Raw genomic sequence first — 22339 nt, forward strand, 5'->3', positions numbered from 1 at the left:
ACGTTTTTGCTAAAAGCAAAACACGTGGAGAGCGGCACCCGGTGCTAAACTGGGTGCTGACAGCGCCAAGAAAATCAAACGGCATCCAGAGAAATCTGGGTGCCGTTTTTCTTTCGAACCGACATCTATCCAGCAGAACCACCGCGCACGAACCGAGGGGTGGAAGCGAAGCGCCCGCCCCGTGGGGGCGGTTCGGGCGCTGCCCAATCTTTGATTGGGCATGACTTCTCTCATCGCACCTCGCTAACAAAACTGCTCCAACAGCGAGCTCATTGCTACGAGTAAAATGTTTCGGATGTCTTCCAAGTGCGATAATCTATTTCTCAAGTTAAGTGCCATTGTTCTTGCAAGAAGGAAAAACCATGAGTGAGGGAGGCTTTGGTAGTCGAGTCGTAGAAGAAATTGGTTTCTATATATATTCGTTGATAGACCCTCGAAGTAACGAGCCCTTCTATATCGGAAAAGGTCACGGAATGCGTGTATTTTCGCATGAATTTGAAGCCGATTTGGTAAATATCACAAGTGAAAAACTTGAACGTATCCGCAATATCAAGGCCGAAGGTCATGAGGTTCAGAAAGTTATTCTCAGGCACGGAATGACCGAAAAAGAGAGTTTATTGGCAGAGTCTGTCCTGATTGATTTTGTCCGTGCATACGGCAATGATTTAACAAACATAGCTGCAGGTCATCACACGAACGCGTTTGGTATAATGACAACGGATGAAGTCCGCAGAAAATACATGGCTCAGCCTCTTGAACAGCTAGAAGAAGGTTGTGTTGTGATTAACTTCAATGGTTCTTATCGAAATGCTAAGACCGGAGGGAGCTACTACCACGCTACGCGCGGCAGTTGGGTCATGGCCGATTGGCGGATCAATGGTTTGAAGTATGCTTTGTCGGAATTTAGGGGTTTTGTGGTTGAAGTATTTGAAATTGACCCAGACGGTTGGCGCAAAGAGCCTGATAGTAAGCGTTGGACGTTTACCGGCGGTGTCGCGCCAGATGATGTAAGGCAAAGATATTTGAATAAGCGCATACCTAAGAAAAAGGGTGAAGCGAATCCAATAAAATATCGACTTTAAGATCTACACAAACCCCTTGCCAAGCCCCCCCGACTCCCCCTATACGCGCGCTACCGATCAAGGGTGCGCCAACAGCGTGCCCTTATTCACGTCGGCATATAAAGACGCGACGAGGGTGCCGGATGAGCCGCTGTCCTCCTCTCCGATCTAAACCCTGTAGACAGGGGTGATGATTATGGCTGCGAGCCAAACCATCCGCATTCGCCTTAAGGCGTTTGATTACCGAGTTCTCGATGCGAGCACTCAGGAAATCGTCAATACAGCAAAACGGACAGGCGCTGACGTACGCGGCCCAATCCCTTTGCCGAACAAAATCGAAAAATTCACAGTTCTGAGCTCGCCTCACGTGAACAAGAAATCCCGCGACCAGTGGGAAGTTCGCACGCACAAGCGTATGCTAGACATCATTGATCCGACCCCCCAGACCGTGGACGCGCTGATGAAGCTCGACCTCGCCGCTGGTGTGGATGTCGAGATCAAGGTTTAAGGGAGTATCATAGAGATGCGCTCTGGAATCATTGCAAAGAAAGTCGGCATGACCCGACTGTTCATGGAAGACGGCAAGGCGATCCCTGTCACCGTTCTCCAACTCGACGCGCTACAGGTTGTTGCACAGCGTACATCCGACAAGGACGGCTACACAGCGGTTCAACTCGGTGCAGGCACAGCAAAAGCCAAGCGTACATCCCAAGCGATGCGCGGTCACTTCGCAGCAGCGAAAGTTGCTCCGAAGCGTAAAGTCGCTGAGTTCCGTGTTTCTGAGGATAACCTCATCAACGTGGGCGAAGAGATTTCTGCTGAGCACTACCTCGAAGGCCAGAAAGTGGACGTGTCCGGCACATCCATCGGTAAAGGCTTTCAGGGTGCTATGAAGCGTCACAACTTTGGCGGTCTTCGCGCGACACACGGTGTTTCGATTTCACACCGTTCGCACGGTTCAACTGGTCAGTGTCAGGATCCCGGTAAGGTTTTCAAAGGCAAGAAAATGGCTGGTCACATGGGCGCCGCTCGCGTGACAACGCAGAACCTTGAAGTTGTTAAGACTGACCTCGATCGTGGCTTGATCATGATCAAAGGCGCGGTCCCAGGCTCCAAAGGCGGCTGGGTCACAGTAAAAGACGCTGTGAAGAAGAAATTGCCTGACGGCGTTCCTTTCCCTGCGGCTCTTAAATCTGCTGCTGTTGAAGCTCCGGCTGAAGCACCTGCGGAAGGCGGTGAAGCATGAAACTAGATGTAATCAAACTGGATGGCGGCAAAGCCGGTTCTGTAGACTTGGACGAGGCGCTTTTCGGCCTTGAGCCACGCGCAGACATTCTGCACCGTGTGGTTCGCTGGCAGCGTAACAACGCTCAAGCGGGTACGCACAAGGTAAAGACGCGTTCCGAAGTGAAATACTCCACAAAGAAGATCTATCGTCAGAAAGGTACCGGCGGCGCACGTCACGGTGCACGTTCTGCGCCTATCTTCCGCGGGGGTGGTATCTACAAAGGCCCAGTCGTTCGTTCCCACGGTCACGAATTGCCTAAGAAGGTACGCAAGCTTGGTCTCATGCATGCTTTGTCTGCAAAGATGAAAGCCGGCGAGCTGGTCATCATTGATGAGGCAGCTGGTGCAATGAAGACAGGTGCATTGGCCAAGCAGGTTAACGCACTCGGTTGGAAACGCGCATTGATCATCGACGGCGCAAGCGTGAACGAAGACTTCGCGCAAGCAGCACGCAACATCGAAGGTCTCGATGTTCTGCCGTCCATGGGCGCAAACGTCTATGACATCCTCAAGCGTGACACACTCGTGCTCACGAAGGCGGGCGTCGAAGCATTGGAGGCACGTTTGAAATGAGCGCAGCAGCTAAGCACTATGATGTGATCCGCAAGCCGTTGATCACGGAGAAAACAACAATGGCGTCCGAGAACGGCGCCGTGGTTTTCGAAGTGGCCATCGACAGCAACAAGCCAATGATCAAAGAAGCGGTTGAAGCGCTCTTTGGTGTGAAGGTGAAAGCGGTCAACACGTCCATCACTAAAGGTAAAACAAAGCGTTTCCGCGGTCAGATGGGTCGTCGTAAAGACGTGAAGAAAGCCTATGTGACTTTGGAAGAAGGCAACACAATCGACGTGACCACTGGTCTCTAAAGTCGGTTCGCCTTTGACGATTTCGGGAAACCCCGCTCTGGCAACAGGGTGGGGTTTTTCTCTATGTAGAGAGGATGGCCTGCCAATCCTGTCTTTGCGCTAATACACGTAAAATAATCACCCGTTCTGTATCTGCGGTATACGCAATCAGATGTGAACTGCTGGGATAGATGCGGATTGGTCTTGCAAGGCCAACGCGCTCTCTCACAATCACCGGCATGGAGCGGAGCAGTTCAAAACTACTGTGCAAGCTATCAATATAGGTGTCTGCTTGGCTGAATGACCAAGTTTCAGCTGTGTAAAGCCAAATACCAAGCAAGTCTTCATCTGCCAGCGGAGTGTTTTCTAGCTCAAGCAGAGCGCTTGCTTTCAAGTCTCTCACGCGCGCGTTTTTTGAAATCGTCTATGTCAAAAGGTGTCGCTGGGCCGCTGTTGATGCCCTTATCAATCTCCGCCTGCAACTCAGCAATCGCGCGCTGGCGTTCGCGGTCTTGGCGGATCAGATGGCGCACGTAATCGCTGGCATTGCTAAAGGTGCCGTCCTTGGACTGCGCTTCCACCCAGTCCTTCATTTGCTCAGGAAGCGAAACATTCATAGTCGCCATACGTGCGGTCCTCCTGAATGGCAGGGTAGGGGGTATGGCAAAGTTTGTCAATTTTGGAACGGTACGCATGGTTAACAATCCAAGGTGGGCGAGCAATCTGCTGCTAACCGGTGCTTTGCGCGCTCATAGAGCGCATCAAGGCGGGAATAGCAGTTTACTGCCCCGCCAGCGCCGGATCGACCCACCGGGTCGGCGCTTTTGCTGCGTTTCACTTCCCGCATGTCGGTTGATCGAATTTTGCTGCCATAGAGCGAGCGGTTCAACGGTGAGAGCGCCCATCCTAGGTTTGGCGTGAGGGGAGTGCTGGGGCAGACCTAGTTGGATAGTTTGATTATTTCACCATCAGAAAACGCGATCATGTCGACTTGAATGTCGATATTGGCCGAGTTGTTTGTAATCATTGGCAACAACTTGTCGTATGGCTGCCCACCCATGAATTGGTTGTCTTCAAAGTAATAGAAGATAGTTGATTTCGTTGATTTTCCTGCTGGCACTTGTTCATCTGTTTCACCGGAGAAGGCGAAAATTTCATCGCCAAAGGCATTTAAAAACCGAGCTGTAAATTTCAGCCCTGTAATTTTTTTGTCGCTAGTGTTTTTAAATTTTGGCATAAACCTGATGCGGTTTTGATTGTATTCGCCTTGATGGCGCAGAAAGTACGGTTCAGTGAACTCTACGTAGCTAGAACCCCTTTTTGCTTTGGTATCTACAATCTCGAATGTGCCATCTGCTTTTAGGTCGATGGTTCTGCCGTCTACCGTTTCGACAATTTCAGAATTTGCATGGGTCGCGAACAGCGCCAACAGTAGAAATTGGTTCAGAAGCAATCTCAATGATAAACCCCTTCCATAGCGTTTTTGTTTTTTGTTCTGAGTAGAATAACCAGCGTGTTGTGCTTTACAAGTCCAAGTGCAAATTGGGTGATCTAGTTTCAGGTCCATTTTCGTTCAAAACCCCCACTTGACCCTCACCCCCCAACCCCCTATCAGACCCCAACACCTGAGCCCCAGATTCGTCTGGGGCTTTGTTGTTGCTTGCTCATAATCAAAAGCAGGCACCTAATCGGGCACCTACGGGGGCCTTAACTTGGTCACCTCTTGATAACAAAGAGGGGGCTTTCATCGTCGCTTGCGCCACGAATTGGCACACGCGAATAAAAACGGAAGACCATAGCATGGCACTCAAGTCGTATAAGCCGACGACGCCGGGCCAGCGCGGGCTGGTGCTGATCGACCGTTCGGAGCTGTATAAAGGACGCCCCGTTAAATCCCTTACTGAGGGTTTGACGAAATCGGGTGGCCGGAACAACACCGGACGCATTACATCACGTCGCCGCGGTGGTGGAGCGAAACGCCTCTACCGTATCGTCGATTTCCGCCGCAACAAAATGGATGTTGCCGCGACAATCGAACGTATCGAATATGACCCTAACCGCACAGCCTTTATCGCGCTCATCAAATATGATGACGGCGAGCAGGCGTATATCCTAGCCCCACAGCGTGTTGCTGTTGGTGACAAGGTTATTTCTGCGGCAAAGGCAGACATTAAACCTGGTAACGCAATGCCCTTCTCCGGCATGCCTATCGGTACGATCATTCACAACATCGAACTGAAGCCTGGCAAAGGTGGTCAGATCGCACGTTCCGCTGGTACTTACGCTCAGTTCGTAGGTCGTGATGGTGGTTACGCGCAGATCCGTCTCTCCTCCGGCGAGCTACGTCTCGTGCGTCAGGAATGCATGGCAACTGTCGGTGCGGTGTCTAACCCAGACAACTCCAACCAGAACTACGGTAAAGCGGGCCGCATGCGTCACAAGGGTGTTCGCCCAAGTGTCCGTGGTGTCGTTATGAACCCGATCGATCACCCACACGGTGGTGGTGAAGGTCGTACGTCTGGTGGTCGTCACCCGGTTACTCCTTGGGGTAAGCCAACAAAGGGTGCGCGCACACGCAACAAAAAACAAGCGTCGCAAAAGCTTATTATCCGCTCGCGCCACGCCAAGAAGAAGGGACGCTAATCTATGTCTCGCTCTGTTTGGAAAGGCCCTTTCGTGGACGCATATGTCCTCAAGAAGGCCGAAGCGTCCCGTGAAAGCGGTCGCAATGAAGTTATCAAGATTTGGTCGCGTCGTAGCACCATCCTGCCTCAGTTCGTTGGACTGACGTTTGGTGTTTACAACGGTCACAAACATATCACTGTCAACGTCACGGAAGACATGATTGGTCAGAAGTTCGGTGAATATTCACCAACTCGTACCTATTACGGTCACGCGGCTGACAAAAAAGCGAAGCGGAAGTAAGCCATGAGCAAGGATAAGAATCCCCGCCGCGTGGCAGACAACGAAGCAATGGCAAAATTGCGCATGCTCCGTACTTCCCCGCAAAAGCTGAACCTTGTCGCTGGAATGATCCGTGGCAAGAAAGTGGACAAAGCGCTGACAGATCTGGCGTTCTCCAAGAAGCGTATCGCTGTTGATGTGCGCAAGTGCCTTCAGTCGGCAATTGCAAACGCAGAAAACAACCACAATCTCGACGTGGACGAGCTGATCGTTGCAGAAGCTTACGTAGGTAAGAACCTGACAATGAAGCGCGGTCGCCCTCGTGCGCGTGGTCGTTTCGGCAAGATCATCAAGCCGTTCGCTGAGATCACCATCAAGGTTCGTCAGATCGAGGAGCAAAGCTAATGGGTAATAAAACCAATCCAATCGGCATGCGCCTTCAGGTGAACCGTACATGGGACAGCCGCTGGTACGCAGATAGCAAAGATTACGGTGATCTTCTTCTTGAAGACCTCGCAATCCGCGATTTCGTTGCCAAAGAGTGCAAGCAAGCGGGCATCGCCCGTGTGATCATCGAGCGTCCACACAAGAAGTGCCGCGTGACGATCCATACTGCACGTCCTGGTGTGATCATCGGCAAGAAAGGTGCGGACATTGAAGGTCTGCGCAAGAAGCTGGCGAACATCACAGACTCTGAATTGCACCTCAACATCGTTGAAGTCCGCAAGCCAGAGCTGGACGCACAGCTTGTAGGTGAGAGCATCTCTCAGCAGCTCGAGCGTCGTGTTTCTTTCCGTCGCGCGATGAAGCGTGCGGTACAGAACGCAATGCGTATGGGTGCTTTGGGCATTCGTGTGAACGTCGCTGGCCGCCTCGGTGGTGCAGAGATCGCTCGTACGGAGTGGTATCGTGAAGGCCGCGTGCCTTTGCACACACTGCGCGCCGACATCGATTACGCTCACGTTGAAGCCGAAACAGCATACGGCATCATCGGGATCAAAACCTGGATCTTCAAAGGCGAGATCATGGAACACGATCCTCAGGCACGTGACCGTAAAGCACAGGAACTCCAGGATGGCCCTGCACCTCGTGGTGCTGGCGGTCGTCGCTAAGGGAGAGATTAAATGCTTCAACCAAAGCGTACCAAATTCCGCAAAATGCACAAAGGCCGGATTTCCGGTCTTGCAAAAGGCGGGTCTGATCTGAACTTCGGAACGTATGGCCTAAAGGCTACAACGCCCGAGCGTGTAACTGCACGTCAGATCGAAGCAGCACGTCGTGCAATGACACGTCACATGAAACGTCAAGGCCGTGTCTGGATCCGTATTTTCCCAGACACTCCCGTGACCTCCAAGCCTACCGAAGTTCGTATGGGTAAGGGTAAAGGTTCCGTTGATTTTTGGGCCGCCAAAGTCAAGCCGGGTCGTATCATGTTCGAGATTGACGGTGTAAACGATGATATCGCACGTGAGGCACTTCGCCTTGCTGCTATGAAGTTGGCTGTGAAGACTCGCATCGTTGTGCGCGAAGACTGGTAAGTCTGAGTAGGTTTCGAATTTTCTAGAAAATTCGGGGCCAACCTTAAAAATAGAAAAGCCCCTGCTGAGATCCTCAGCGGGGGCTTTTTCGTTAATCCAAGATATTGTTTAGGCTTTGCTCTGATAATTTCGCTGGAAAAATCAGAAGCGTCTTAGAAACTAAAGCCAACGCCCAAGTTCAGAAACATTTGTTCTTTGCGTCCCGCCACGCTGACAATCGGGCTGCTCGCGGCATCGCCCATCAAAACGCTATAGCCGGCAACCCCTGTTAAAGAAACGCGATCGTTGATTTTATAATTCGCAAACAAGGACAGGCCCGCGTCTTTGATCCCTGCGCCTGCATTGAACGCAGCAAGTCCCGAAGGGCTTCCTGCACCAACGCCAAAATTTGTGTTCATATACTGACCATCCGCGTAGGTGGTCGCAGCCTGCGCGCCGAACGTCCAATCGCCTTGCAAGCGCAACAACCCCAGACTGGCTTCGAATTGCGTGCCACTTGCTCCGCCTTGCACACCTTGAACTGCGGATACACGAGGCGAAAGGAATGTTTTGAAGCCGCCCACGGGAAAATTCACTTGCGCATAGCCGCCAAATTCAACCCCCGCCGCGATGTCGGGCAAAGCGCTGACCTGCACATTGTCAATGCTTGCGCCATCACGACCGAAATTGTAGCGCAAGATGGGGCCGACATCGACTGCGCGTGACGAGAGCAGGTCCAGCTCAACACCAGGACCAACCGTGCGCAATGAAATCTGATCATTGCTAAAAGAAACACTTGGCACAGCCATCCAGCTGTAATCAGAACTGCCTTCGAATTGCGGCACCGCAACAATACCTGCCCCAACGGTTGTCTGGGCAAACGTCGCGGCCGGCAGGATTATGTAAGCTGCGCATAAAGCGCCGCAGAGGGACGTCTTGATCATGGCAGAGCTTTCTTATTTATGTCTTGGTGTTACTATTAAATCTACGCAGCGCAATGGGGTTTGGATCAATACATGTATGTGTCTGTGCAACCGTCAGATTGTAAAGAGAGCGATCTGCTATGACCGCCCCACAAAGGTTTGCCATAATCGATATTGCGCGAACTGTTGCGATAATTGCAATGGCGATCTTTCACTTCACATATGATTTGGAACTCTTCGGTTTTGCGCCTCGCGGCACTATGGCAAGCCTTGAGTGGCGTCTGTTTGCACAAGGAATTGCGGGAAGTTTTCTGTTTTTATCTGGCTTTAGTTTGGTTCTTGCCACGTGCAATGGCGCGATCAGCCCGCGAAAGTATCTCCAGCGCCTTGCGATGATCGGGGCAGGGGCGCTGGCCGTTACGATTGGCACCTACGTTGCGATGGGCGGGGCGTTTGTGCGGTTTGGTATATTGCACCACATGTTTGCGGCCAGTATTCTTGGCCTAGTGTTCCTGCGCACCGCGTTTTGGATCAATGCAATCCTTGCGCTGCTTTTACTGACCTATCCGCATTTTGGCACATGGCCTGTGTTTGGTGAGCCGCATTGGCTATGGCTGGGGCAGACCAGCACGCCCTTGCCGCCGATGGTTGATTATGTGCCCCTTATCCCATGGTTCGGCGCGTTTCTGTTAGGCATGTGCGCAGCGCAGATTGTGACGAAGCTTGGTCTTTGGGGACGGCTTGCGAATGCCATAGATCCAAACACACGCGCTGCCAGAATGATGTCTTGGCCCGGCCAACACACGTTGTCGATTTATCTCATTCACCAACCTGTTCTTTTCGGATGTGTTTTCCTTGCGCGCTGGCTTTTGGGGTGAGGCAAAGTCTTGCTCACGCGGCTGTGACTGGTCCTAGGAATTCACGGTGATATGATCTAAGCATCTACCATCGAATACCCCGCATTACAGGAGTGCACTGCCATGCTCACCCGGCGCCATTTCACAATTACCGCGGCCGCGCTGTTTTCGCAGCCGATTGCCAGCACCATGGCCAGTGCGCGCCCTACATCTGACAAATCCAATTGGGATGCGTGGGATGCACGCATTACACCGGCCAACTATGATCCTGCGACGTCTAACCCTTGGGGGCTTCATCGTCGTTTCTTACCTCAGCGTGTCGAAGCCCGCAGCGGTCTCAAAGTTGGTGACGTTCACGTAGATGCTGTCGCACGCTATCTCTATCACATTGACGCGGAAGGGACTGCGATGCGCTACGGCGTGGCGATTGCGAAAGGTAACCTCTACGAACCAGGCGTCTACACGATTAAACGCAAGACCAAATGGCCAACTTGGACGCCAACAGCTGCGATGATCGAACGTGAACCTGATCAGTATAAACAGTTCGAAGAAGGCATGAATGCCGGCCCGTCTAACCCACTTGGATCACGTGCGCTTTATCTTTTTGTAGGCAACCGCGATACGTATCTTCGGATTCACGGTTCACCTAATCCGCGTTCGATTGGCGGGCGTGCGAGCTCAGGGTGCGTACGCATGGTAATGGCACATATCAACGGGCTCTATGACAATGTATCTACTGGTGTAAGCGCACATTTACACCCCGCTGAAGAGCATATGACGGCAAGTAGCTGAGCCAACAAAGCCTCCTTCAATTGAAGGAGGCTTTTTACTTTTTTAAATAGTTAAGTTTACGCGCCTGCAGGAGCTTCGAGCCGTGTGCAAATCGGCCGACCATTTCTCGCGCGTAAAGGCAGCATTGTGTTTTCAACCGGACCAACGTGCTCGAACGTATAACACCCATCGATCGGGTCAATTTGAAGCGCGTTCAGGTTTTGATTGGGGGCAGCGATCTCTAGAATGCTCTCAGGTACTTCAGCGATAAACTGATTGGGTGCTCCATTGCTTGCCCCGCTGATGTCTTGGCACGCGGCGATCAATGGTAGTGTCGCCAAGATGAATACACGGTTCAGTGTCATTATAAGTGTCTCCCCAATTCTTGCGGGCAAAGATGCGCGAATTTTTTGCAAGTGACCAGAGCAAAGGCAAAAACAGGTGCCTTTGCAAGATGTGTCCGGCAACGACCACCGTCCAGTCGACGTCGTTAAGTCAAAGGGTGGATCTATATGAGTCTTACACACGGTCTCCTTTTTGAGGGCTCTGCATATCTCCTCATGGCTATATGGCCTTCAAAATCAGCGCATTGAAAGAGGCGGGCATGCTGGGGTAAACCACCGCCAGCCTCGTGTTCAAGGAGATGGCAATGGCGCAAATAGATTCTCTCTTCGTGACCCGCTTGTATAAAGGCGCGTTATCTGAACATGGCACGATTTCCGCCGAAGAACTTGAAGCATCCTGCTTCGCGATTGCGACCGATGATGAGGCGGGGCAGCAATGGTGCGAGGACAATGATTTTCCGGGCTACACGTCTTATGCGTCGCTCAGCGATCTGCCTTGGCGTTTCCCGATCTTTGCGGATCTGGTGAAAACCCTTGATGCCCATGTGGCGGCCTTTGCGCAGGATGCCCAGTTTGATCTGGATGGGCGCGAGTTGAAGCTGGAAGACATCTGGATCAACATCCTGCCAGAGGGCGGCATACACACGTCCCACATTCATCCCCATTCTGTGATTAGCGGGACGACCTATGTGTCCATGCCCAAAGGCGCGAGCGCGATCAAATTTGAAGATCCGCGTTCTCAAATGATGATGGCAGCACCCGTGCGTTTGAAAGAGGCACGGCAAGAGTTGAGGACATTTGTTTATGTGGAACCTGAGGTGGGCGATGTGCTTTTGTGGGAAAGCTTCCTGCGCCACGAGGTGCCTATGAATATGGCCGAGGAAGAGCGTGTGTCTGTGAGTTTTAATTACGCTTGGGCTTAAATGCCGTCGAGATATAGACCGATGGCTTCCTCTAGCTCGGTTTCTTCGTAGCTAAAATGCGATACAACCGAGCTGCGCAACTTGAAAAAGACGGCATATGCATTTTCAAAGTTAGTCGCACTTGGATTGTTGGCTAAAATCTCGCTAATGGCACCTAGACGATTGAGCAATTCGTGGATGACCAAATGCTCGGCGCGCAGTTTCTCAACGACTTTAGTTAACGGAGCGTGTCCTTGCGCGGCAAGGGTAGGGAACATTGAATGTTCTTCGATATCATGGTGCATCTTTAGAACACGGCATTGATGCCCACAAATCGTGCCAGCCACTTCGAAATTTTTTCGCATGTCTGAATGCAGGATGATGTCTCGCAAAGCGTCGCTGGGCTCATCGTTTGCTTTTATTCGTTCTAAGACTGCTGCGATTTGTTTCATTTCGGAAAGGTAGTGACGGTGGATCGCCGCGAGGTGGCGCCCTTCACGCCGATCGATATCGGTCGCATTTTCGAGATGCGGCATTGTTGGGCGCTCTGTTTCGTTGATATCCAGATCATTTAGCGGGGTTTGTGCGAGGTTTTGCATATGAGCTCACTAAAGCGAGTCCGGTCTGATTGTAAGTGGTCACCTCAGGGTAAGGTGCGTGCTATCACGCACCCTACGTTTAAGGGGGTTGCGCTGTGATAGGTGAGGGTCTAAACGCACAACTTCTAGTGACCTCCACGGGATTCGTTTGTCACGCTTAAGCGGCAACCTCGTGATGTTGAAAAAGGAATAGGCTATGAACGCCAACGAACTGCGGGATAAAACTCCCGATCAGCTCCGTGAAGAGCTGGCAAATCTCAAGAAAGAAGCTTTCAACTTGCGCTTTCAGCAAGCGACAGGCGCACTCGAGTCCACCGCGCGTATGCGCGGCGTCAAGCGTGACGTTGCTCGTGTGAACACAATTTTGAACGAAAAGGCAGCTGCGGCTGCTGCGGAATAAGGAAGTCTCGATATGCCTAAGCGTATTCTTAACGGCGTCGTAACTTCTGACGCGAACGCACAAACAATTACCGTCTCCGTAGAGCGTCGCTTTACGCACCCGGTTCTTAAGAAAACTATTCGTAAGTCCAAGAAGTATCGGGCGCACGATGAACAGAATGCCTTCAAGGTTGGTGACAAAGTTCGGATTATCGAATGCGCACCTCGCTCGAAGACAAAGCGCTGGGAAGTGTTGGAAGCTTAAATCAAGCTTCCGGCGCTTCTTAGGAAGTGAAACCCTGGGGATTTCAGCGCGCATCGCTGCCCCATAGGTCCGGAGAAACCAAATGATCCAGATGCAAACAAATCTGGATGTAGCTGACAACAGCGGCGCTCGCCGTGTTCAGTGCATCAAGGTTCTGGGTGGTTCCAAACGTCGTTATGCCTCCGTTGGAGACATTATCGTCGTATCTGTTAAGGAAGCCATCCCGCGCGGTCGCGTAAAGAAAGGTGACGTGCGTAAAGCCGTCGTCGTACGTACCGCCAAAGAAGTATTCCGTGAAGATGGTACTGTGATCCGTTTTGATCGCAATGCCGCGGTAATTCTGAACAACAACAATGAGCCAGTAGGTACACGTATCTTTGGACCGGTTGTTCGCGAATTGCGTGCAAAGAACTTCATGAAAATCATCTCGCTCGCGCCGGAGGTGCTGTGATATGGCTGCTAAGTTGAAAAAGGGCGACAAGGTCGTCGTGCTTGCTGGCAAAGATAAGGGTAAAGAGGGCACAATCAGCTCTGTTGATCCAAAGTCCGGCAAAGCAGTTGTAGATGGCATCAACATCGCCATCCGCGCAACACGCCAGAGCCAAACGTCTCAAGGTGGCCGCATCCCGAAAGCGATGCCAATCCAGCTGAGCAACCTGTCTCTTCTCGATGCAAACGGCAAAGCAACACGCGTTGGCTTCCGCATGGAAGGCGACAAGAAAGTGCGCTTCGCAAAAACCACGGGAGACGTGATCGATGCTTGATACAGCAAATTACACACCCCGCCTGAAAGCTGAGTACAAGGACAAGATCCGCGCAGCGATGAAGGAAGAGTTCGGCTACAAGAACGACATGCAGATCCCACGTTTGGACAAAATTGTTCTGAACATTGGGTGTGGCGCAGAAGCCGTTCGTGACAGCAAGAAAGCCAAATCCGCTCAGGAAGACCTGACAGCGATTGCCGGCCAGAAAGCTGTTGTAACCAAAGCGAAGAAGTCCATCGCGGGTTTCCGCGTGCGTGAAGAAATGCCACTGGGCACGAAAGTGACTCTGCGCGGCGACCGCATGTATGAATTCCTCGACCGTCTGATCACCATTGCGATGCCACGTATTCGTGACTTCCGTGGAGTCTCCGGGAAAAGCTTTGACGGCCGTGGCAACTACGCCATGGGCATGAAAGAGCACATCGTATTCCCAGAGATCGAGTATGACAAAGTGGACGAAGTTTGGGGGATGGACATCATCATCACCACAACTTCCGGAACCGACGCTGAAGCGAAAGCATTGTTGAAGCACTTCAACATGCCCTTCAACAGCTAAGCGCGGGAGAGAGAGTTATGGCTAAAAAAGCAATGATCGAACGCGAAAAGAAGCGTGAAGCACTTGTAGCAAAATATGCTGCTAAGCGTGCCGCGCTGAAAGAAATCGCGAATGACGAAAGCAAGTCCATGGAAGAGCGTTTTACGGCTCGCCTGAAGCTTGCAAAACTACCGCGCAACAGCTCGGCCACACGCTTGCACAACCGTTGCCAGCTGACAGGTCGTCCACACGCGTATTATCGTAAACTTAAGGTTTCTCGTATTGCCCTGCGTGACCTGGCCTCCCATGGTCAGTTGCCGGGCTTCGTGAAGTCGAGCTGGTAAGGAGATAAGATATGAATGATCCTATCGCCGACATGCTCACACGGATCCGCAACGCTCAAATGCGTGGCAAATCCACTGTGATGACACCTGCGTCCAAGCTGCGCGCTTGGGTTCTCGATGTTCTCGCGGACGAAGGCTACATCCGTGGCTACGAAGCAATGACTGGTTCTGATGGCCACCCGGCTCTCGAAATCAGCCTGAAATACTACGATGGCATCCCTGTCATTCGCGAATTGAAGCGGGTTTCCAAGCCTGGTCGTCGCGTTTACATGGGCGCTGATGACATCCCAACAGTCCGTCAGGGCTTGGGTGTGTCGATTGTCTCCACCTCCAAAGGTGTGATGTCGGATGCATCTGCACGCTCTGCCCACGTTGGCGGCGAAGTGCTTTGCACAGTCTTCTAAGGAAAGCGTATGTCTCGAATTGGTAAAAAACCAGTCGATCTACCAGCAGGTGTTACAGCCTCTGTTTCCGGTCAGACTGTTGAAGTAAAAGGCCCTAAAGGGGCGCGTAGCTTCACCGCAACTGACGATGTTACCCTCACAGTTGAGGAAAACACCGTCAAAGTCACGCCTCGTGGTAATTCCAAGCGCGCGCGTCAGCAGTGGGGCATGTCCCGCACTCGCATCGCGAACCTTGTGACTGGTGTAAACACTGGTGCCAAGAAAGAGCTTGAGATCCACGGTGTTGGTTATCGTGCCCAGCTTGCTGGTAACGTTGTCAAACTGAACCTCGGCCTGTCTCACGACGTTGATTTCGCAATCCCTGATGGCATCACAATCACTGTGCCTAAGCCGACCGAAATCATCATCGAAGGCAACGACGAACAGCAGGTTGGTCAAGTGGCCGCTAACATTCGTGCGTGGCGCAAGCCAGAGCCCTACAAGGGCAAAGGCATTCGTTACAAAGGCGAGTTTATCTTCCGTAAGGAAGGCAAGAAGAAGTAAGGACCAGTCAAATGGCAAATAGCAAAAGAACTCTGTTTCTGAAGCGCCGTCTGCGCGTCCGGAACAAACTACGCCGCTCGAACGCGGGACGCTTGCGTCTCTCCGTTCACCGCAGCAACAAAAACATCAGCGCTCAGGTGATTGATGATGTGAATGGCGTCACACTCGCGTCTGCTTCTTCATTGGAGAAGACATTGGGTGTTGTCGGCAAGAACAATGTTGAAGCAGCAACTAAAGTTGGTGCAGCGATTGCAGAGCGCGCAAAGAAAGCTGGCGTGAGCGAAGTTTACTTCGATCGTGGCGGCTTCCTCTTTCACGGTAAGGTCAAGGCAGTTGCCGAAGCCGCACGTGAAGGCGGTTTGAAGATCTAAAATCAAACGAGAAGAGCTCGCTTCGGCGGGCTCTTCCGATGATCCGGGGGTGTTTAACCCACTAGGATTGAACGAAATTTAGGTGCCGAGTGCGCCACTCATATAAGGACTGCTCCACATGGCAGAACGTGACAACCGACGTGGCAATCGCCGCGATGAAACACCGGAATTTGCGGATCGCTTGGTTGCGATCAACCGCGTTTCCAAAACCGTAAAGGGTGGTAAGCGCTTTGGCTTCGCCGCACTCGTCGTTGTTGGTGACCAAAAAGGTCGCGTAGGCTTCGGCAAAGGTAAAGCGAAAGAAGTTCCTGAGGCGATCCGCAAAGCGACTGAGCAAGCGAAGCGTCAGATGATCCGCGTTGCACTGCGTGAAGGCCGCACATTGCACCACGATGTCGAGGGCCGTCACGGCGCAGGCAAAGTTGTGATGCGCACAGCCCCACAGGGTACTGGTATTATCGCCGGTGGTCCTATGCGTGCTGTATTCGAGATGCTTGGCGTACAGGACGTTGTTGCGAAGTCTATCGGTTCTCAGAACCCGTACAACATGATCCGCGCGACCATGGACGGTCTGAAGAAAGAAAGCAGCCCACGCTCTGTTGCACAGCGCCGTGGCAAGAAAGTTGCTGACATTCTCAAAAAGGACGACGCACCTGCTGCGGCCGCTCCTGAAGCAGCTGACGCGTAAGGAGACCTGACAGATGGCTAAAACAATCGTCGTAAAGCAGATCGGTTCCCCGATCCGCCGCCCAGAAAAGCAGCGCCAGACCCTTATCGGTCTTGGCCTGAACAAGATGCACAAAACACGTGAGCTTGAAGACACGCCAGCAGTCCGCGGCATGGTTAACAAGATTTCTCACATGGTTGAGATCATCGAAGAAAAAGGCTGAAGGTAACGTTGGGTTCGTGATTTCACGCACCTTATCTTTTCAGCGACAAACGCCCTTGGAGCAATCCAGGGGCGTTTTGCGTTTATTACAAAGTGATCTCTTAAACGTGTTCGTGCAGGTCTTGCTGCCGCAAGCGGTGGGGCTACGTGCGTTGCCATTAGGAGAGGTAATTAAATGACACAATCAAGACGCAACTTTTTGGCAAGTTCTGCAGCGACTGTAGCGAGCGGTGCTATGATTTCCGTATATCCGTTCGCGGCAAAGGCCGCAGGACATAGCGGTGATATGTTTGAGACGAGTGCGGGCCCGATAAAGGTCCATCCTATCCGCCATGCTTCGGTGATTATGGAAACGCCTGCCGGTGTGATCTACATCGATCCAGTAGGTGAGCCTAATCTATACGAGAGCCGTCCAGCGCCGGATCTGGTGTTGATTACGCATGAGCATGGTGACCACTTCAATGCCGATACCTTGGCAGGTGTGATGCAAGACAGCACACAGCTGATCACAAACCCTGCAGTCTTTGAGATGCTGCCAGATGCGCTAAAGGCAAAAGCAACGGCAATCGCAAATGATGAAGGCACTGCTTTTGGTGATGCGACAGTCGATGCGATTCCAGCGTATAACCTGACAGAAGAGCGCAAGAACTTTCACCCAAAAGGGCGTGATAACGGCTATGTCCTAACGCTGAGCGATTTTCGTGTGTACGTGTCAGGCGACACTGAGGACATCCCTGAAATGCGCGCGCTGTCGGATATCGACCTTGCGTTCGTTTCCATGAACTTGCCGTTCACTATGTCTGCAAGTTCTGCGGCGGATGCTGTTCGTGAGTTTGCGCCTAAGAACGTCTATCCCTACCATTACCGTGGTCGCGATGGCGGTACGCAAGACCCTAAAGAGTTCGCAGAACTTGTTGGCGACGCGTCAGCTGTTCAGTTGCGTGGTTGGTACTAAATTCGTTCTAAGCGACACGCTGCGCTCTTGCGAGCAAAAGCGGTATCGGACGAACCTCAGGCACGTGTGGTTGCACATGTGCCTGAGCTCCCAAATATTTCGCACATAAAACGCTGAGATACAGCACCAGCAAATATGCGGGGTAAGCCAAAAGCACGGGATTGAGCGCACCCACGGAAATCAATCCGGCGAGAGCGGCAGCGCTCGATACTATCCAACAACTTGCGGGCTCCGTGTCCGGCGCGCGATAAGTCTTCATTATTGTTGCCAAACCGCCAAGTGCGCTGACAGCGATGGATATGAGCAAAGCCCAAAGCGCATTGTCTGTTCCCCACCAAAGAACAAGTCCGAGTGTGGCAAGCAATAGCACGCGCGCTTCAGCGTGCTCGATAAAGCTGCCCATGCCATAGCGCAGTGACATCAGGAAAATGAGTATCGTAAACCCTGCTTGAACGCAGACGAATAGAAGCGAGCCTGAGGCACCTTCGGCAATGTTTGCACTGGCTGATATGCTTGCAAGGATGCTCCAGATCAACCAAGTTGAGCGAAGCGGGCGGGCCGCACGATTTACCATGTCACGCATGTAGGGCAGGTAGGCACAGGTGCTCAGCGCGGCGGACAAAAGCCCACACACCAGGAAAAAATATTCCTGAGTCATTTGAAAACTCCAAAATTTAAAGATCGGCGCGCCCTTAAATAAACGGGCAATATTCTATGTTTTGAGATTAGCGTGCGCGTTGTTATCGAGAAAGGCAGGTATTCCAGACCTCAAGATCCGGTTTTAAAGCGATGCATGCGTGGGGTCTGCCAAAGCGCGCAATTTGCCCCGCTCAGCTGACGCGCTGGCAGGGGGGAGGTCGGTTGATTAGAAAACGGGTTGGCAGGCCTGCCGTGAACAAGTGCTAGATCGCGCTTGGATGTGCTCCAAACTCTGCTTTGCAGTGCAAGATCATCCTGATCGGATTGTTTACCGCTTTATTAAACAGGATGGGATCTTTGGTTTTACCGTTCATGAGCTCGAATTAGGATTTTAGCTTGTGTCACTTAAGATTATGCAAACACAGCGAGCGCTGCTCCAAGTGATGCTTCAGCGCAAACTTGGTCGCGAGTTCTGCATAGGGTTTCATAAACGCAGGCCATACCCCTTGCCACAAACCGTTACCCCGACTATACGCCCGCAGGTGGCAATCCGTGCCACTTACGAATCAATCATACGCCGTGTTCGGCCGCTCCCGTCGCTGGGGGTCGCATCCGGCAAAGGAGAAGCGACATGAAACTGAATGAACTGCACGATAACCCAGGTGCCACGAAACGCAAAAAGCGCATTGGTCGCGGTGTTGGATCTGGCATGGGTAAGACTGGTGGCCGTGGTATTAAAGGTCAAAAATCCCGCTCAGGTGTAGCGATCAAGGGTTTTGAAGGCGGCCAAATGCCGATCTACCAACGTCTTCCAAAGCGTGGTTTCAACAACATCAACTCCAAGACACACGCTGTTGTGAACCTTGGTCTGATCCAGAAATTTGTAGACGCGGGCAAGATCGATGCAAAAGCAGCGATCACCGAAGAAAGCCTTGTTGCGTCCGGTCTCGTGCGTCGCATCAAAGACGGTATCCGCGTTCTTGCGAAGGGCGAAGTGACATCAAAGCTGAACATCACTGTGACAGGTGCTTCCAAAGCAGCTGTTGAAGCGGTGGAAAAAGCAGGTGGCTCACTGACGGTCACAAAAGCAGCAGCGGCTGAATAAGAGGTTGTGACGGGGCATCCTAGCCCCTAAGTAACTTTAGACGTTTTCCTAAATGCCGCCTGAGCTGAAAACGCTTTGGCGGCGTTTTACATTCAAAAGAGAGCCGTTCATGGTATCCGCAGCAGAACAAATGGCAGCCAACACGAGTTGGTCTGCGCTTGGCAAAGCCACTGACCTTCGCAACCGCATCCTTTTCACGCTGGGTTTGCTCATCGTTTATCGCTTGGGCACGTTTATTCCGGTTCCCGGCATTGACGGTGCGGCACTTCGTGAATTCATGGAGAGCGCAGGGCAGGGCATCGGTGGCATGGTATCCATGTTTACGGGCGGCGCGCTTGGGCGGATGGGCATCTTTGCTCTTGGCATCATGCCTTATATTTCTGCATCCATTATTGTTCAGCTTCTGACCTCGATGGTTCCAGCGTTGGAGCAATTGAAGAAAGAGGGCCAGCAAGGCCAAAAGAAGATCAACCAATACACGCGATACGGCACCGTCGCTTTGGCGACGATGCAGGCTTATGGCCTCGCGGTCTCGCTCGAAGCGGGCGGTTTGGTCACTGAGGGCGGTCTTTATTTCCGCGCTGCGTGCTTGATCACGCTTGTGGGTGGTACAATGTTCCTGATGTGGCTCGGTGAGCAGATCACCGCACGCGGCATTGGCAACGGTATTTCGCTGATCATTTTCGTTGGAATTATCGCCGAAGTTCCAGCCGCGCTGGCACAGTTCTTCGCTTCGGGCCGTTCCGGCGCAATCAGCCCTGCGGTGATCGTTGGTGTTATTTTGATGGTGGTCGTCACCATTGCCTTTGTGGTCTTTATGGAAAGGGCGTTGCGCAAGATCCATATTCAGTACCCACGCCGCCAAGTTGGCATGCGTGTTCAGGAAGGCTCTTCTTCGCACCTACCAGTTAAAGTGAACCCAGCGGGCGTTATCCCAGCGATCTTCGCGTCTTCATTGCTACTGCTACCCGCGACGGTTTCGACCTTCTCGGGCAACTCGGCTGGCCCTGTTATGTCGACGCTCTTGGCATATTTTGGACCGGGCCAACCGCTTTATCTGTTGTTCTTCGCAGCGATGATCATCTTCTTCACGTTCTTCTACACATTCAACGTGTCGTTCAAAGTGGACGATGTTGCAGATAACCTTAAGAATCAGAACGGCTTTGTTCCCGGTGTCCGCCCCGGAAAGAAGACTGCTGAATACCTTGAGTTTGTGGTCTCTCGTTTGCTTGTTCTTGGCTCGGCTTACCTCACTTTGGTTTGCTTGCTTCCAGAGGTCATCCGCGGCCAATTCGCCATTCCGTTCTATTTTGGTGGAACGTCGGTTTTGATCGTAGTATCGGTGACCATGGACACGATTCAGCAGGTGCAGAGCCACTTACTCGCGCATCAGTACGAAGGTTTGATCCAGAAATCACAGCTGCGCGGTAAGGGCGGCAAAGGACGTAAGAAACGGAGCCCAGTTCGCCGATGACAAATATAATTCTGCTAGGACCACCCGGCGCGGGTAAAGGTACACAAGCCGGCATGCTCGTTGAAGAGCGTGGCATGATCCAACTCAGCACCGGCGATATGCTGCGTGAAGCCAAAAACAGCGGCACTGAAATGGGTAAGATTGTAGCAGACGTTATGGCGCGCGGCGATTTGGTCACCGACGAAATCGTGATCGGCTTGATCCGCGAGAAGTTGCAAGGCGACAAAGCGGGCGGCTTTATCTTTGACGGTTTCCCACGCACTTTGGCGCAAGCAGATGCACTGGGTGAGTTGATGGCGGAGCAAGGCGAGACGCTTGATCACGCTATTGAATTGCAAGTGAACGATGAAATATTGGTCGACCGGATTGTTGGTCGTGCTGCCGAAGCCGTCGCTGCCGGCGGAACTGCACGTGCGGACGACAACGCCGAGAGCCTGAAGATCCGTTTGATGGCGTATTACAAGCAGACCTCTCCGCTGATTGGGTATTATCACGCGAAGGGCATGCTCAAAGGCGTTGATGGCCTTGGTACGATGGACGCCGTGAAGGCAGAGATCGCGGGCGTTCTAGACGCCTGAGCCTACGAATAGTTTACGGCCTATTGACCCTATTCTCAAAAGGCCCTAACCACCCTCATCTCTAACGAGAATCAAACCGTCGGATTCGGGGTAGCTCCCCTTGTTTGACAGATCACCTGATCAGCTTAAGCCCTCGGCTAAGACGCCTAGGGCTTTATGTTGTGAAAAAAGGGTCCGGAATTACGGACCCGCAACGAAAAGGAATGCACCACGTGGCACGTATTGCCGGCGTAAACATCCCGACCCATAAACGGGTCCCGATCGCCCTCACTTATATCACTGGTATTGGCCCTGCCTCTGCTAAAGCCATCTGCGAAGCTGTTAACATCGACGAAACACGTCGTGTAAACGAGCTCTCCGATGCGGAAGTTCTCGCGGTTCGCGAGCACATCGACGCGAACTTCAACGTTGAAGGCGATTTGCGCCGTGAGACGCAGATGAACATCAAACGCTTGATGGACCTTGGTTGCTACCGCGGCCTGCGTCACCGTCGTAACCTGCCCGTTCGTGGTCAGCGTACATCTACAAATGCTCGTACTCGCAAAGGTCCTGCAAAGGCCATTGCTGGTAAGAAGAAATAAGGGAGGCACGATCTAATGGCACGCGAAGCTAAACGCACCAAAAAGAAGGTCTCCAAGAACATCGCCGCTGGCGTTGCTCACGTGAACTCTTCGTTCAACAACACAAAGATCCTTATCTCTGACGTTCAGGGTAACGCGATCTCTTGGTCCTCTGCGGGCACGATGGGCTTTAAAGGCTCACGTAAGTCCACGCCTTACGCGGCGCAGATGGCTGCTGAAGATGCTGGCCGCAAGGCTGCTGAGCACGGCGTGAAAACGCTGGAAGTTGAAGTACAGGGCCCAGGCTCTGGTCGTGAATCGGCGCTTCGTGCGTTGGCAGCGGCAGGCTTCAACATCACGTCCATCCGCGACGTGACGCCTATGGCTCACAACGGTTGCCGCCCACCAAAGCGTCGCCGCGTCTAAGCACAGATTTCTATGGTAGAGGCTGCGTGTCCGCGCGGCCTCTGCTTCGTCATTTTAACCTCGAGCGTTTTGATCTTTTGGACATGAGGTCGAAACAAG

37 protein-coding genes are annotated in these 22339 nt (G+C 52.4%); 30 read left to right on the forward strand and 7 right to left on the reverse strand.

Annotation, left to right across the window (positions count from 1 at the left end):
* Window positions 1–362: 362 nt before the first annotated feature.
* The 5 genes from ACTG3Z_RS14435 (at window position 363) to ACTG3Z_RS14455 (ending at window position 3214) form a co-directional block, all read left to right on the forward strand.
* Complete coding sequence (locus ACTG3Z_RS14435; RefSeq protein WP_439143762.1) at window positions 363–1082, forward strand: LEM-3-like GIY-YIG domain-containing protein; 720 nt, start codon at window positions 363–365, stop codon at window positions 1080–1082.
* Between the two features lie 175 nt (window positions 1083–1257).
* Window positions 1258–1569, forward strand: coding sequence for a 30S ribosomal protein S10 (rpsJ, locus tag ACTG3Z_RS14440; RefSeq protein WP_040776025.1), 312 nt, complete (start codon window positions 1258–1260; stop codon window positions 1567–1569).
* A 15-nt stretch (window positions 1570–1584) separates the two neighbouring features.
* The gene (gene rplC, locus ACTG3Z_RS14445) at window positions 1585–2307 is read left to right on the forward strand and encodes a 50S ribosomal protein L3 (RefSeq protein WP_375266368.1); all 723 of its coding nucleotides are present in this window, start codon (window positions 1585–1587) and stop codon (window positions 2305–2307) included.
* A complete protein-coding gene (rplD, locus tag ACTG3Z_RS14450) occupies window positions 2304–2921 on the forward strand; it encodes a 50S ribosomal protein L4 (protein WP_439143763.1) in 618 nt (205 codons plus the stop codon). The genes rplC and rplD overlap by 4 nt, the downstream gene beginning before the upstream one ends.
* Window positions 2918–3214, forward strand: coding sequence for a 50S ribosomal protein L23 (locus tag ACTG3Z_RS14455; RefSeq protein ID WP_293440432.1), 297 nt, complete (start codon window positions 2918–2920; stop codon window positions 3212–3214). The genes rplD and ACTG3Z_RS14455 overlap by 4 nt, the downstream gene beginning before the upstream one ends.
* 61 nt (window positions 3215–3275) lie before the next feature.
* Here the strand turns inward: ACTG3Z_RS14455 and ACTG3Z_RS14460 are convergent, their stop codons facing one another.
* From ACTG3Z_RS14460 to ACTG3Z_RS14470, 3 genes are all read right to left on the reverse strand, one after another.
* On the reverse strand, window positions 3276–3596 hold the full coding sequence (locus tag ACTG3Z_RS14460) for a type II toxin-antitoxin system RelE/ParE family toxin (protein WP_439143764.1): 321 nt from the start codon (window positions 3594–3596) through the stop codon (window positions 3276–3278).
* A complete protein-coding gene (locus tag ACTG3Z_RS14465; RefSeq protein WP_439143765.1) occupies window positions 3565–3819 on the reverse strand; it encodes a type II toxin-antitoxin system ParD family antitoxin in 255 nt (84 codons plus the stop codon). The genes ACTG3Z_RS14460 and ACTG3Z_RS14465 overlap by 32 nt, the downstream gene beginning before the upstream one ends.
* 314 nt (window positions 3820–4133) lie before the next feature.
* Window positions 4134–4760: a hypothetical protein gene (locus ACTG3Z_RS14470; protein ID WP_439143766.1), complete on the reverse strand. Its 627-nt coding sequence runs from the start codon at window positions 4758–4760 to the stop codon at window positions 4134–4136.
* Between the two features lie 233 nt (window positions 4761–4993).
* Between ACTG3Z_RS14470 and rplB the strand changes: the two genes are divergently transcribed.
* The 5 genes from rplB to rplP are packed head-to-tail and all read left to right on the forward strand — an operon-like array spanning window position 4994 to window position 7635.
* Window positions 4994–5836, forward strand: a complete 843-nt coding sequence (gene rplB / locus ACTG3Z_RS14475) for a 50S ribosomal protein L2 (RefSeq protein WP_439143767.1) — start codon at window positions 4994–4996, stop codon at window positions 5834–5836.
* Window positions 5837–5839: 3 nt separating this feature from the next.
* Window positions 5840–6118: a 30S ribosomal protein S19 gene (gene rpsS, locus ACTG3Z_RS14480; RefSeq protein WP_072629443.1), complete on the forward strand. Its 279-nt coding sequence runs from the start codon at window positions 5840–5842 to the stop codon at window positions 6116–6118.
* A gap of 3 nt (window positions 6119–6121) precedes the next feature.
* Window positions 6122–6502, forward strand: coding sequence for a 50S ribosomal protein L22 (gene rplV, locus ACTG3Z_RS14485; protein WP_348498047.1), 381 nt, complete (start codon window positions 6122–6124; stop codon window positions 6500–6502).
* Window positions 6502–7209 carry a 30S ribosomal protein S3 gene (rpsC, locus tag ACTG3Z_RS14490; protein ID WP_375266373.1) on the forward strand — a complete coding sequence of 236 codons (708 nt, stop codon included), beginning with the start codon at window positions 6502–6504 and terminating at the stop codon, window positions 7207–7209. The genes rplV and rpsC overlap by 1 nt, the downstream gene beginning before the upstream one ends.
* A 12-nt stretch (window positions 7210–7221) precedes the next feature.
* Window positions 7222–7635 (forward strand): 50S ribosomal protein L16, encoded by a 414-nt coding sequence (rplP, locus tag ACTG3Z_RS14495; protein WP_375266374.1) that lies wholly within the window; start codon window positions 7222–7224, stop codon window positions 7633–7635.
* Window positions 7636–7787: 152 nt separating this feature from the next.
* Here the strand turns inward: rplP and ACTG3Z_RS14500 are convergent, their stop codons facing one another.
* Complete coding sequence (locus tag ACTG3Z_RS14500) at window positions 7788–8558, reverse strand: MipA/OmpV family protein (protein WP_439143768.1); 771 nt, start codon at window positions 8556–8558, stop codon at window positions 7788–7790.
* Window positions 8559–8677: 119 nt separating this feature from the next.
* On the opposite strand from ACTG3Z_RS14500, the gene ACTG3Z_RS14505 reads away from it, so the two are divergent.
* On the forward strand, window positions 8678–9415 hold the full coding sequence (locus ACTG3Z_RS14505; protein ID WP_439143769.1) for a heparan-alpha-glucosaminide N-acetyltransferase: 738 nt from the start codon (window positions 8678–8680) through the stop codon (window positions 9413–9415).
* A gap of 102 nt (window positions 9416–9517) precedes the next feature.
* On the forward strand, window positions 9518–10186 hold the full coding sequence (locus ACTG3Z_RS14510) for a L,D-transpeptidase (protein ID WP_439143770.1): 669 nt from the start codon (window positions 9518–9520) through the stop codon (window positions 10184–10186).
* A 56-nt stretch (window positions 10187–10242) separates the two neighbouring features.
* Here the strand turns inward: ACTG3Z_RS14510 and ACTG3Z_RS14515 are convergent, their stop codons facing one another.
* On the reverse strand, window positions 10243–10530 hold the full coding sequence (locus ACTG3Z_RS14515; RefSeq protein WP_439143771.1) for a hypothetical protein: 288 nt from the start codon (window positions 10528–10530) through the stop codon (window positions 10243–10245).
* Between the two features lie 284 nt (window positions 10531–10814).
* On the opposite strand from ACTG3Z_RS14515, the gene ACTG3Z_RS14520 reads away from it, so the two are divergent.
* Window positions 10815–11432 carry a TIGR02466 family protein gene (locus ACTG3Z_RS14520; protein ID WP_439143772.1) on the forward strand — a complete coding sequence of 206 codons (618 nt, stop codon included), beginning with the start codon at window positions 10815–10817 and terminating at the stop codon, window positions 11430–11432.
* Here the strand turns inward: ACTG3Z_RS14520 and ACTG3Z_RS14525 are convergent.
* Window positions 11429–12010: a hemerythrin domain-containing protein gene (locus ACTG3Z_RS14525; protein WP_439143773.1), complete on the reverse strand. Its 582-nt coding sequence runs from the start codon at window positions 12008–12010 to the stop codon at window positions 11429–11431. The two genes, ACTG3Z_RS14520 and ACTG3Z_RS14525, sit on opposite strands and share 4 nt — an antisense overlap.
* Before the next feature lie 196 nt (window positions 12011–12206).
* Between ACTG3Z_RS14525 and rpmC the strand changes: the two genes are divergently transcribed.
* From rpmC to ACTG3Z_RS14585, 12 genes are all read left to right on the forward strand, one after another.
* Window positions 12207–12410, forward strand: coding sequence for a 50S ribosomal protein L29 (rpmC, locus tag ACTG3Z_RS14530; RefSeq protein WP_009829281.1), 204 nt, complete (start codon window positions 12207–12209; stop codon window positions 12408–12410).
* A gap of 12 nt (window positions 12411–12422) precedes the next feature.
* Window positions 12423–12653, forward strand: a complete 231-nt coding sequence (gene rpsQ / locus ACTG3Z_RS14535) for a 30S ribosomal protein S17 (RefSeq protein WP_009828361.1) — start codon at window positions 12423–12425, stop codon at window positions 12651–12653.
* An 82-nt stretch (window positions 12654–12735) separates the two neighbouring features.
* The gene (gene rplN, locus ACTG3Z_RS14540) at window positions 12736–13104 is read left to right on the forward strand and encodes a 50S ribosomal protein L14 (protein WP_072630310.1); all 369 of its coding nucleotides are present in this window, start codon (window positions 12736–12738) and stop codon (window positions 13102–13104) included.
* Between the two features lies 1 nt (window position 13105).
* Complete coding sequence (gene rplX, locus ACTG3Z_RS14545; protein ID WP_439143774.1) at window positions 13106–13417, forward strand: 50S ribosomal protein L24; 312 nt, start codon at window positions 13106–13108, stop codon at window positions 13415–13417.
* Window positions 13410–13973, forward strand: coding sequence for a 50S ribosomal protein L5 (gene rplE / locus ACTG3Z_RS14550; RefSeq protein ID WP_439143775.1), 564 nt, complete (start codon window positions 13410–13412; stop codon window positions 13971–13973). Before rplX ends, rplE begins: the two co-directional genes overlap by 8 nt.
* A 17-nt stretch (window positions 13974–13990) precedes the next feature.
* Window positions 13991–14296, forward strand: a complete 306-nt coding sequence (rpsN, locus tag ACTG3Z_RS14555) for a 30S ribosomal protein S14 (RefSeq protein ID WP_375266383.1) — start codon at window positions 13991–13993, stop codon at window positions 14294–14296.
* Between the two features lie 11 nt (window positions 14297–14307).
* Window positions 14308–14700: a 30S ribosomal protein S8 gene (rpsH, locus tag ACTG3Z_RS14560; protein ID WP_375266384.1), complete on the forward strand. Its 393-nt coding sequence runs from the start codon at window positions 14308–14310 to the stop codon at window positions 14698–14700.
* Window positions 14701–14709: 9 nt separating this feature from the next.
* A complete protein-coding gene (rplF, locus tag ACTG3Z_RS14565) occupies window positions 14710–15243 on the forward strand; it encodes a 50S ribosomal protein L6 (protein ID WP_439143776.1) in 534 nt (177 codons plus the stop codon).
* 11 nt (window positions 15244–15254) lie between these two features.
* The gene (rplR, locus tag ACTG3Z_RS14570; protein WP_439143777.1) at window positions 15255–15614 is read left to right on the forward strand and encodes a 50S ribosomal protein L18; all 360 of its coding nucleotides are present in this window, start codon (window positions 15255–15257) and stop codon (window positions 15612–15614) included.
* A 118-nt stretch (window positions 15615–15732) separates the two neighbouring features.
* Complete coding sequence (rpsE, locus tag ACTG3Z_RS14575) at window positions 15733–16302, forward strand: 30S ribosomal protein S5 (RefSeq protein WP_072630316.1); 570 nt, start codon at window positions 15733–15735, stop codon at window positions 16300–16302.
* Window positions 16303–16315: 13 nt separating this feature from the next.
* The gene (gene rpmD / locus ACTG3Z_RS14580; protein WP_072630317.1) at window positions 16316–16504 is read left to right on the forward strand and encodes a 50S ribosomal protein L30; all 189 of its coding nucleotides are present in this window, start codon (window positions 16316–16318) and stop codon (window positions 16502–16504) included.
* Window positions 16505–16678: 174 nt separating this feature from the next.
* Window positions 16679–17458, forward strand: a complete 780-nt coding sequence (locus tag ACTG3Z_RS14585; protein WP_439143778.1) for an MBL fold metallo-hydrolase — start codon at window positions 16679–16681, stop codon at window positions 17456–17458.
* A gap of 7 nt (window positions 17459–17465) precedes the next feature.
* On the opposite strand, the gene ACTG3Z_RS14590 is transcribed toward ACTG3Z_RS14585, so the two are convergent.
* Window positions 17466–18116: a hypothetical protein gene (locus ACTG3Z_RS14590; protein ID WP_439143779.1), complete on the reverse strand. Its 651-nt coding sequence runs from the start codon at window positions 18114–18116 to the stop codon at window positions 17466–17468.
* 612 nt (window positions 18117–18728) lie between these two features.
* Here ACTG3Z_RS14590 and rplO point away from each other — a divergent pair.
* The 5 genes from rplO to rpsK all read left to right on the forward strand — a co-directional run bounded on the left by rplO (window position 18729) and on the right by rpsK (window position 22240).
* Window positions 18729–19202: a 50S ribosomal protein L15 gene (gene rplO, locus ACTG3Z_RS14595; protein ID WP_375266391.1), complete on the forward strand. Its 474-nt coding sequence runs from the start codon at window positions 18729–18731 to the stop codon at window positions 19200–19202.
* 109 nt (window positions 19203–19311) lie between these two features.
* Complete coding sequence (secY, locus tag ACTG3Z_RS14600) at window positions 19312–20676, forward strand: preprotein translocase subunit SecY (protein ID WP_439143780.1); 1365 nt, start codon at window positions 19312–19314, stop codon at window positions 20674–20676.
* Window positions 20673–21254: an adenylate kinase gene (locus tag ACTG3Z_RS14605; RefSeq protein WP_439143781.1), complete on the forward strand. Its 582-nt coding sequence runs from the start codon at window positions 20673–20675 to the stop codon at window positions 21252–21254. The genes secY and ACTG3Z_RS14605 overlap by 4 nt, the downstream gene beginning before the upstream one ends.
* Window positions 21255–21466: 212 nt before the next feature.
* Window positions 21467–21835 (forward strand): 30S ribosomal protein S13, encoded by a 369-nt coding sequence (gene rpsM, locus ACTG3Z_RS14610; protein WP_375266394.1) that lies wholly within the window; start codon window positions 21467–21469, stop codon window positions 21833–21835.
* Window positions 21836–21850: 15 nt separating this feature from the next.
* Complete coding sequence (rpsK, locus tag ACTG3Z_RS14615) at window positions 21851–22240, forward strand: 30S ribosomal protein S11 (RefSeq protein ID WP_009828689.1); 390 nt, start codon at window positions 21851–21853, stop codon at window positions 22238–22240.
* The last annotated feature ends 99 nt before the right edge of the window (window positions 22241–22339 follow it).

The organism is Planktotalea sp., assembly GCF_965659345.1.
In the GTDB taxonomy this organism is placed as follows: domain Bacteria; phylum Pseudomonadota; class Alphaproteobacteria; order Rhodobacterales; family Rhodobacteraceae; genus Planktotalea.

Bases quoted from the DNA above. Each gene is read 5' to 3' on its own strand.
- ACTG3Z_RS14500 (WP_439143768.1), bottom strand. From the start codon at position 8,558: ATGATCAAGACGTCCCTCTGCGGCGCTTTATGCGCAGCTTACATAATC.
- rpmC (WP_009829281.1), top strand. From the start codon at position 12,207: ATGAACGCCAACGAACTGCGGGATAAAACTCCCGATCAGCTCCGTGAA.
- ACTG3Z_RS14585 (WP_439143778.1), top strand. From the start codon at position 16,679: ATGACACAATCAAGACGCAACTTTTTGGCAAGTTCTGCAGCGACTGTA.
- rpsE (WP_072630316.1), top strand. From the start codon at position 15,733: ATGGCAGAACGTGACAACCGACGTGGCAATCGCCGCGATGAAACACCG.
- ACTG3Z_RS14465 (WP_439143765.1), bottom strand. From the start codon at position 3,819: ATGGCGACTATGAATGTTTCGCTTCCTGAGCAAATGAAGGACTGGGTG.
- rpsK (WP_009828689.1), top strand. From the start codon at position 21,851: ATGGCACGCGAAGCTAAACGCACCAAAAAGAAGGTCTCCAAGAACATC.
- ACTG3Z_RS14590 (WP_439143779.1), bottom strand. From the start codon at position 18,116: ATGACTCAGGAATATTTTTTCCTGGTGTGTGGGCTTTTGTCCGCCGCG.
- rplD (WP_439143763.1), top strand. From the start codon at position 2,304: ATGAAACTAGATGTAATCAAACTGGATGGCGGCAAAGCCGGTTCTGTA.
- ACTG3Z_RS14515 (WP_439143771.1), bottom strand. From the start codon at position 10,530: ATGACACTGAACCGTGTATTCATCTTGGCGACACTACCATTGATCGCC.
- rpsS (WP_072629443.1), top strand. From the start codon at position 5,840: ATGTCTCGCTCTGTTTGGAAAGGCCCTTTCGTGGACGCATATGTCCTC.
- rplX (WP_439143774.1), top strand. From the start codon at position 13,106: ATGGCTGCTAAGTTGAAAAAGGGCGACAAGGTCGTCGTGCTTGCTGGC.
- rplR (WP_439143777.1), top strand. From the start codon at position 15,255: ATGGCAAATAGCAAAAGAACTCTGTTTCTGAAGCGCCGTCTGCGCGTC.
- rplV (WP_348498047.1), top strand. From the start codon at position 6,122: ATGAGCAAGGATAAGAATCCCCGCCGCGTGGCAGACAACGAAGCAATG.
- ACTG3Z_RS14520 (WP_439143772.1), top strand. From the start codon at position 10,815: ATGGCGCAAATAGATTCTCTCTTCGTGACCCGCTTGTATAAAGGCGCG.
- rplP (WP_375266374.1), top strand. From the start codon at position 7,222: ATGCTTCAACCAAAGCGTACCAAATTCCGCAAAATGCACAAAGGCCGG.
- ACTG3Z_RS14525 (WP_439143773.1), bottom strand. From the start codon at position 12,010: ATGCAAAACCTCGCACAAACCCCGCTAAATGATCTGGATATCAACGAA.
- rplO (WP_375266391.1), top strand. From the start codon at position 18,729: ATGAAACTGAATGAACTGCACGATAACCCAGGTGCCACGAAACGCAAA.
- ACTG3Z_RS14510 (WP_439143770.1), top strand. From the start codon at position 9,518: ATGCTCACCCGGCGCCATTTCACAATTACCGCGGCCGCGCTGTTTTCG.
- ACTG3Z_RS14505 (WP_439143769.1), top strand. From the start codon at position 8,678: ATGACCGCCCCACAAAGGTTTGCCATAATCGATATTGCGCGAACTGTT.
- rpsN (WP_375266383.1), top strand. From the start codon at position 13,991: ATGGCTAAAAAAGCAATGATCGAACGCGAAAAGAAGCGTGAAGCACTT.
- rpmD (WP_072630317.1), top strand. From the start codon at position 16,316: ATGGCTAAAACAATCGTCGTAAAGCAGATCGGTTCCCCGATCCGCCGC.
- secY (WP_439143780.1), top strand. From the start codon at position 19,312: ATGGTATCCGCAGCAGAACAAATGGCAGCCAACACGAGTTGGTCTGCG.
- rplF (WP_439143776.1), top strand. From the start codon at position 14,710: ATGTCTCGAATTGGTAAAAAACCAGTCGATCTACCAGCAGGTGTTACA.
- rplC (WP_375266368.1), top strand. From the start codon at position 1,585: ATGCGCTCTGGAATCATTGCAAAGAAAGTCGGCATGACCCGACTGTTC.
- ACTG3Z_RS14470 (WP_439143766.1), bottom strand. From the start codon at position 4,760: ATGGACCTGAAACTAGATCACCCAATTTGCACTTGGACTTGTAAAGCA.
- rpsH (WP_375266384.1), top strand. From the start codon at position 14,308: ATGAATGATCCTATCGCCGACATGCTCACACGGATCCGCAACGCTCAA.
- ACTG3Z_RS14605 (WP_439143781.1), top strand. From the start codon at position 20,673: ATGACAAATATAATTCTGCTAGGACCACCCGGCGCGGGTAAAGGTACA.
- rpsC (WP_375266373.1), top strand. From the start codon at position 6,502: ATGGGTAATAAAACCAATCCAATCGGCATGCGCCTTCAGGTGAACCGT.
- rpsJ (WP_040776025.1), top strand. From the start codon at position 1,258: ATGGCTGCGAGCCAAACCATCCGCATTCGCCTTAAGGCGTTTGATTAC.
- rpsQ (WP_009828361.1), top strand. From the start codon at position 12,423: ATGCCTAAGCGTATTCTTAACGGCGTCGTAACTTCTGACGCGAACGCA.
- rplE (WP_439143775.1), top strand. From the start codon at position 13,410: ATGCTTGATACAGCAAATTACACACCCCGCCTGAAAGCTGAGTACAAG.
- ACTG3Z_RS14455 (WP_293440432.1), top strand. From the start codon at position 2,918: ATGAGCGCAGCAGCTAAGCACTATGATGTGATCCGCAAGCCGTTGATC.
- ACTG3Z_RS14435 (WP_439143762.1), top strand. From the start codon at position 363: ATGAGTGAGGGAGGCTTTGGTAGTCGAGTCGTAGAAGAAATTGGTTTC.
- rplB (WP_439143767.1), top strand. From the start codon at position 4,994: ATGGCACTCAAGTCGTATAAGCCGACGACGCCGGGCCAGCGCGGGCTG.
- rplN (WP_072630310.1), top strand. From the start codon at position 12,736: ATGATCCAGATGCAAACAAATCTGGATGTAGCTGACAACAGCGGCGCT.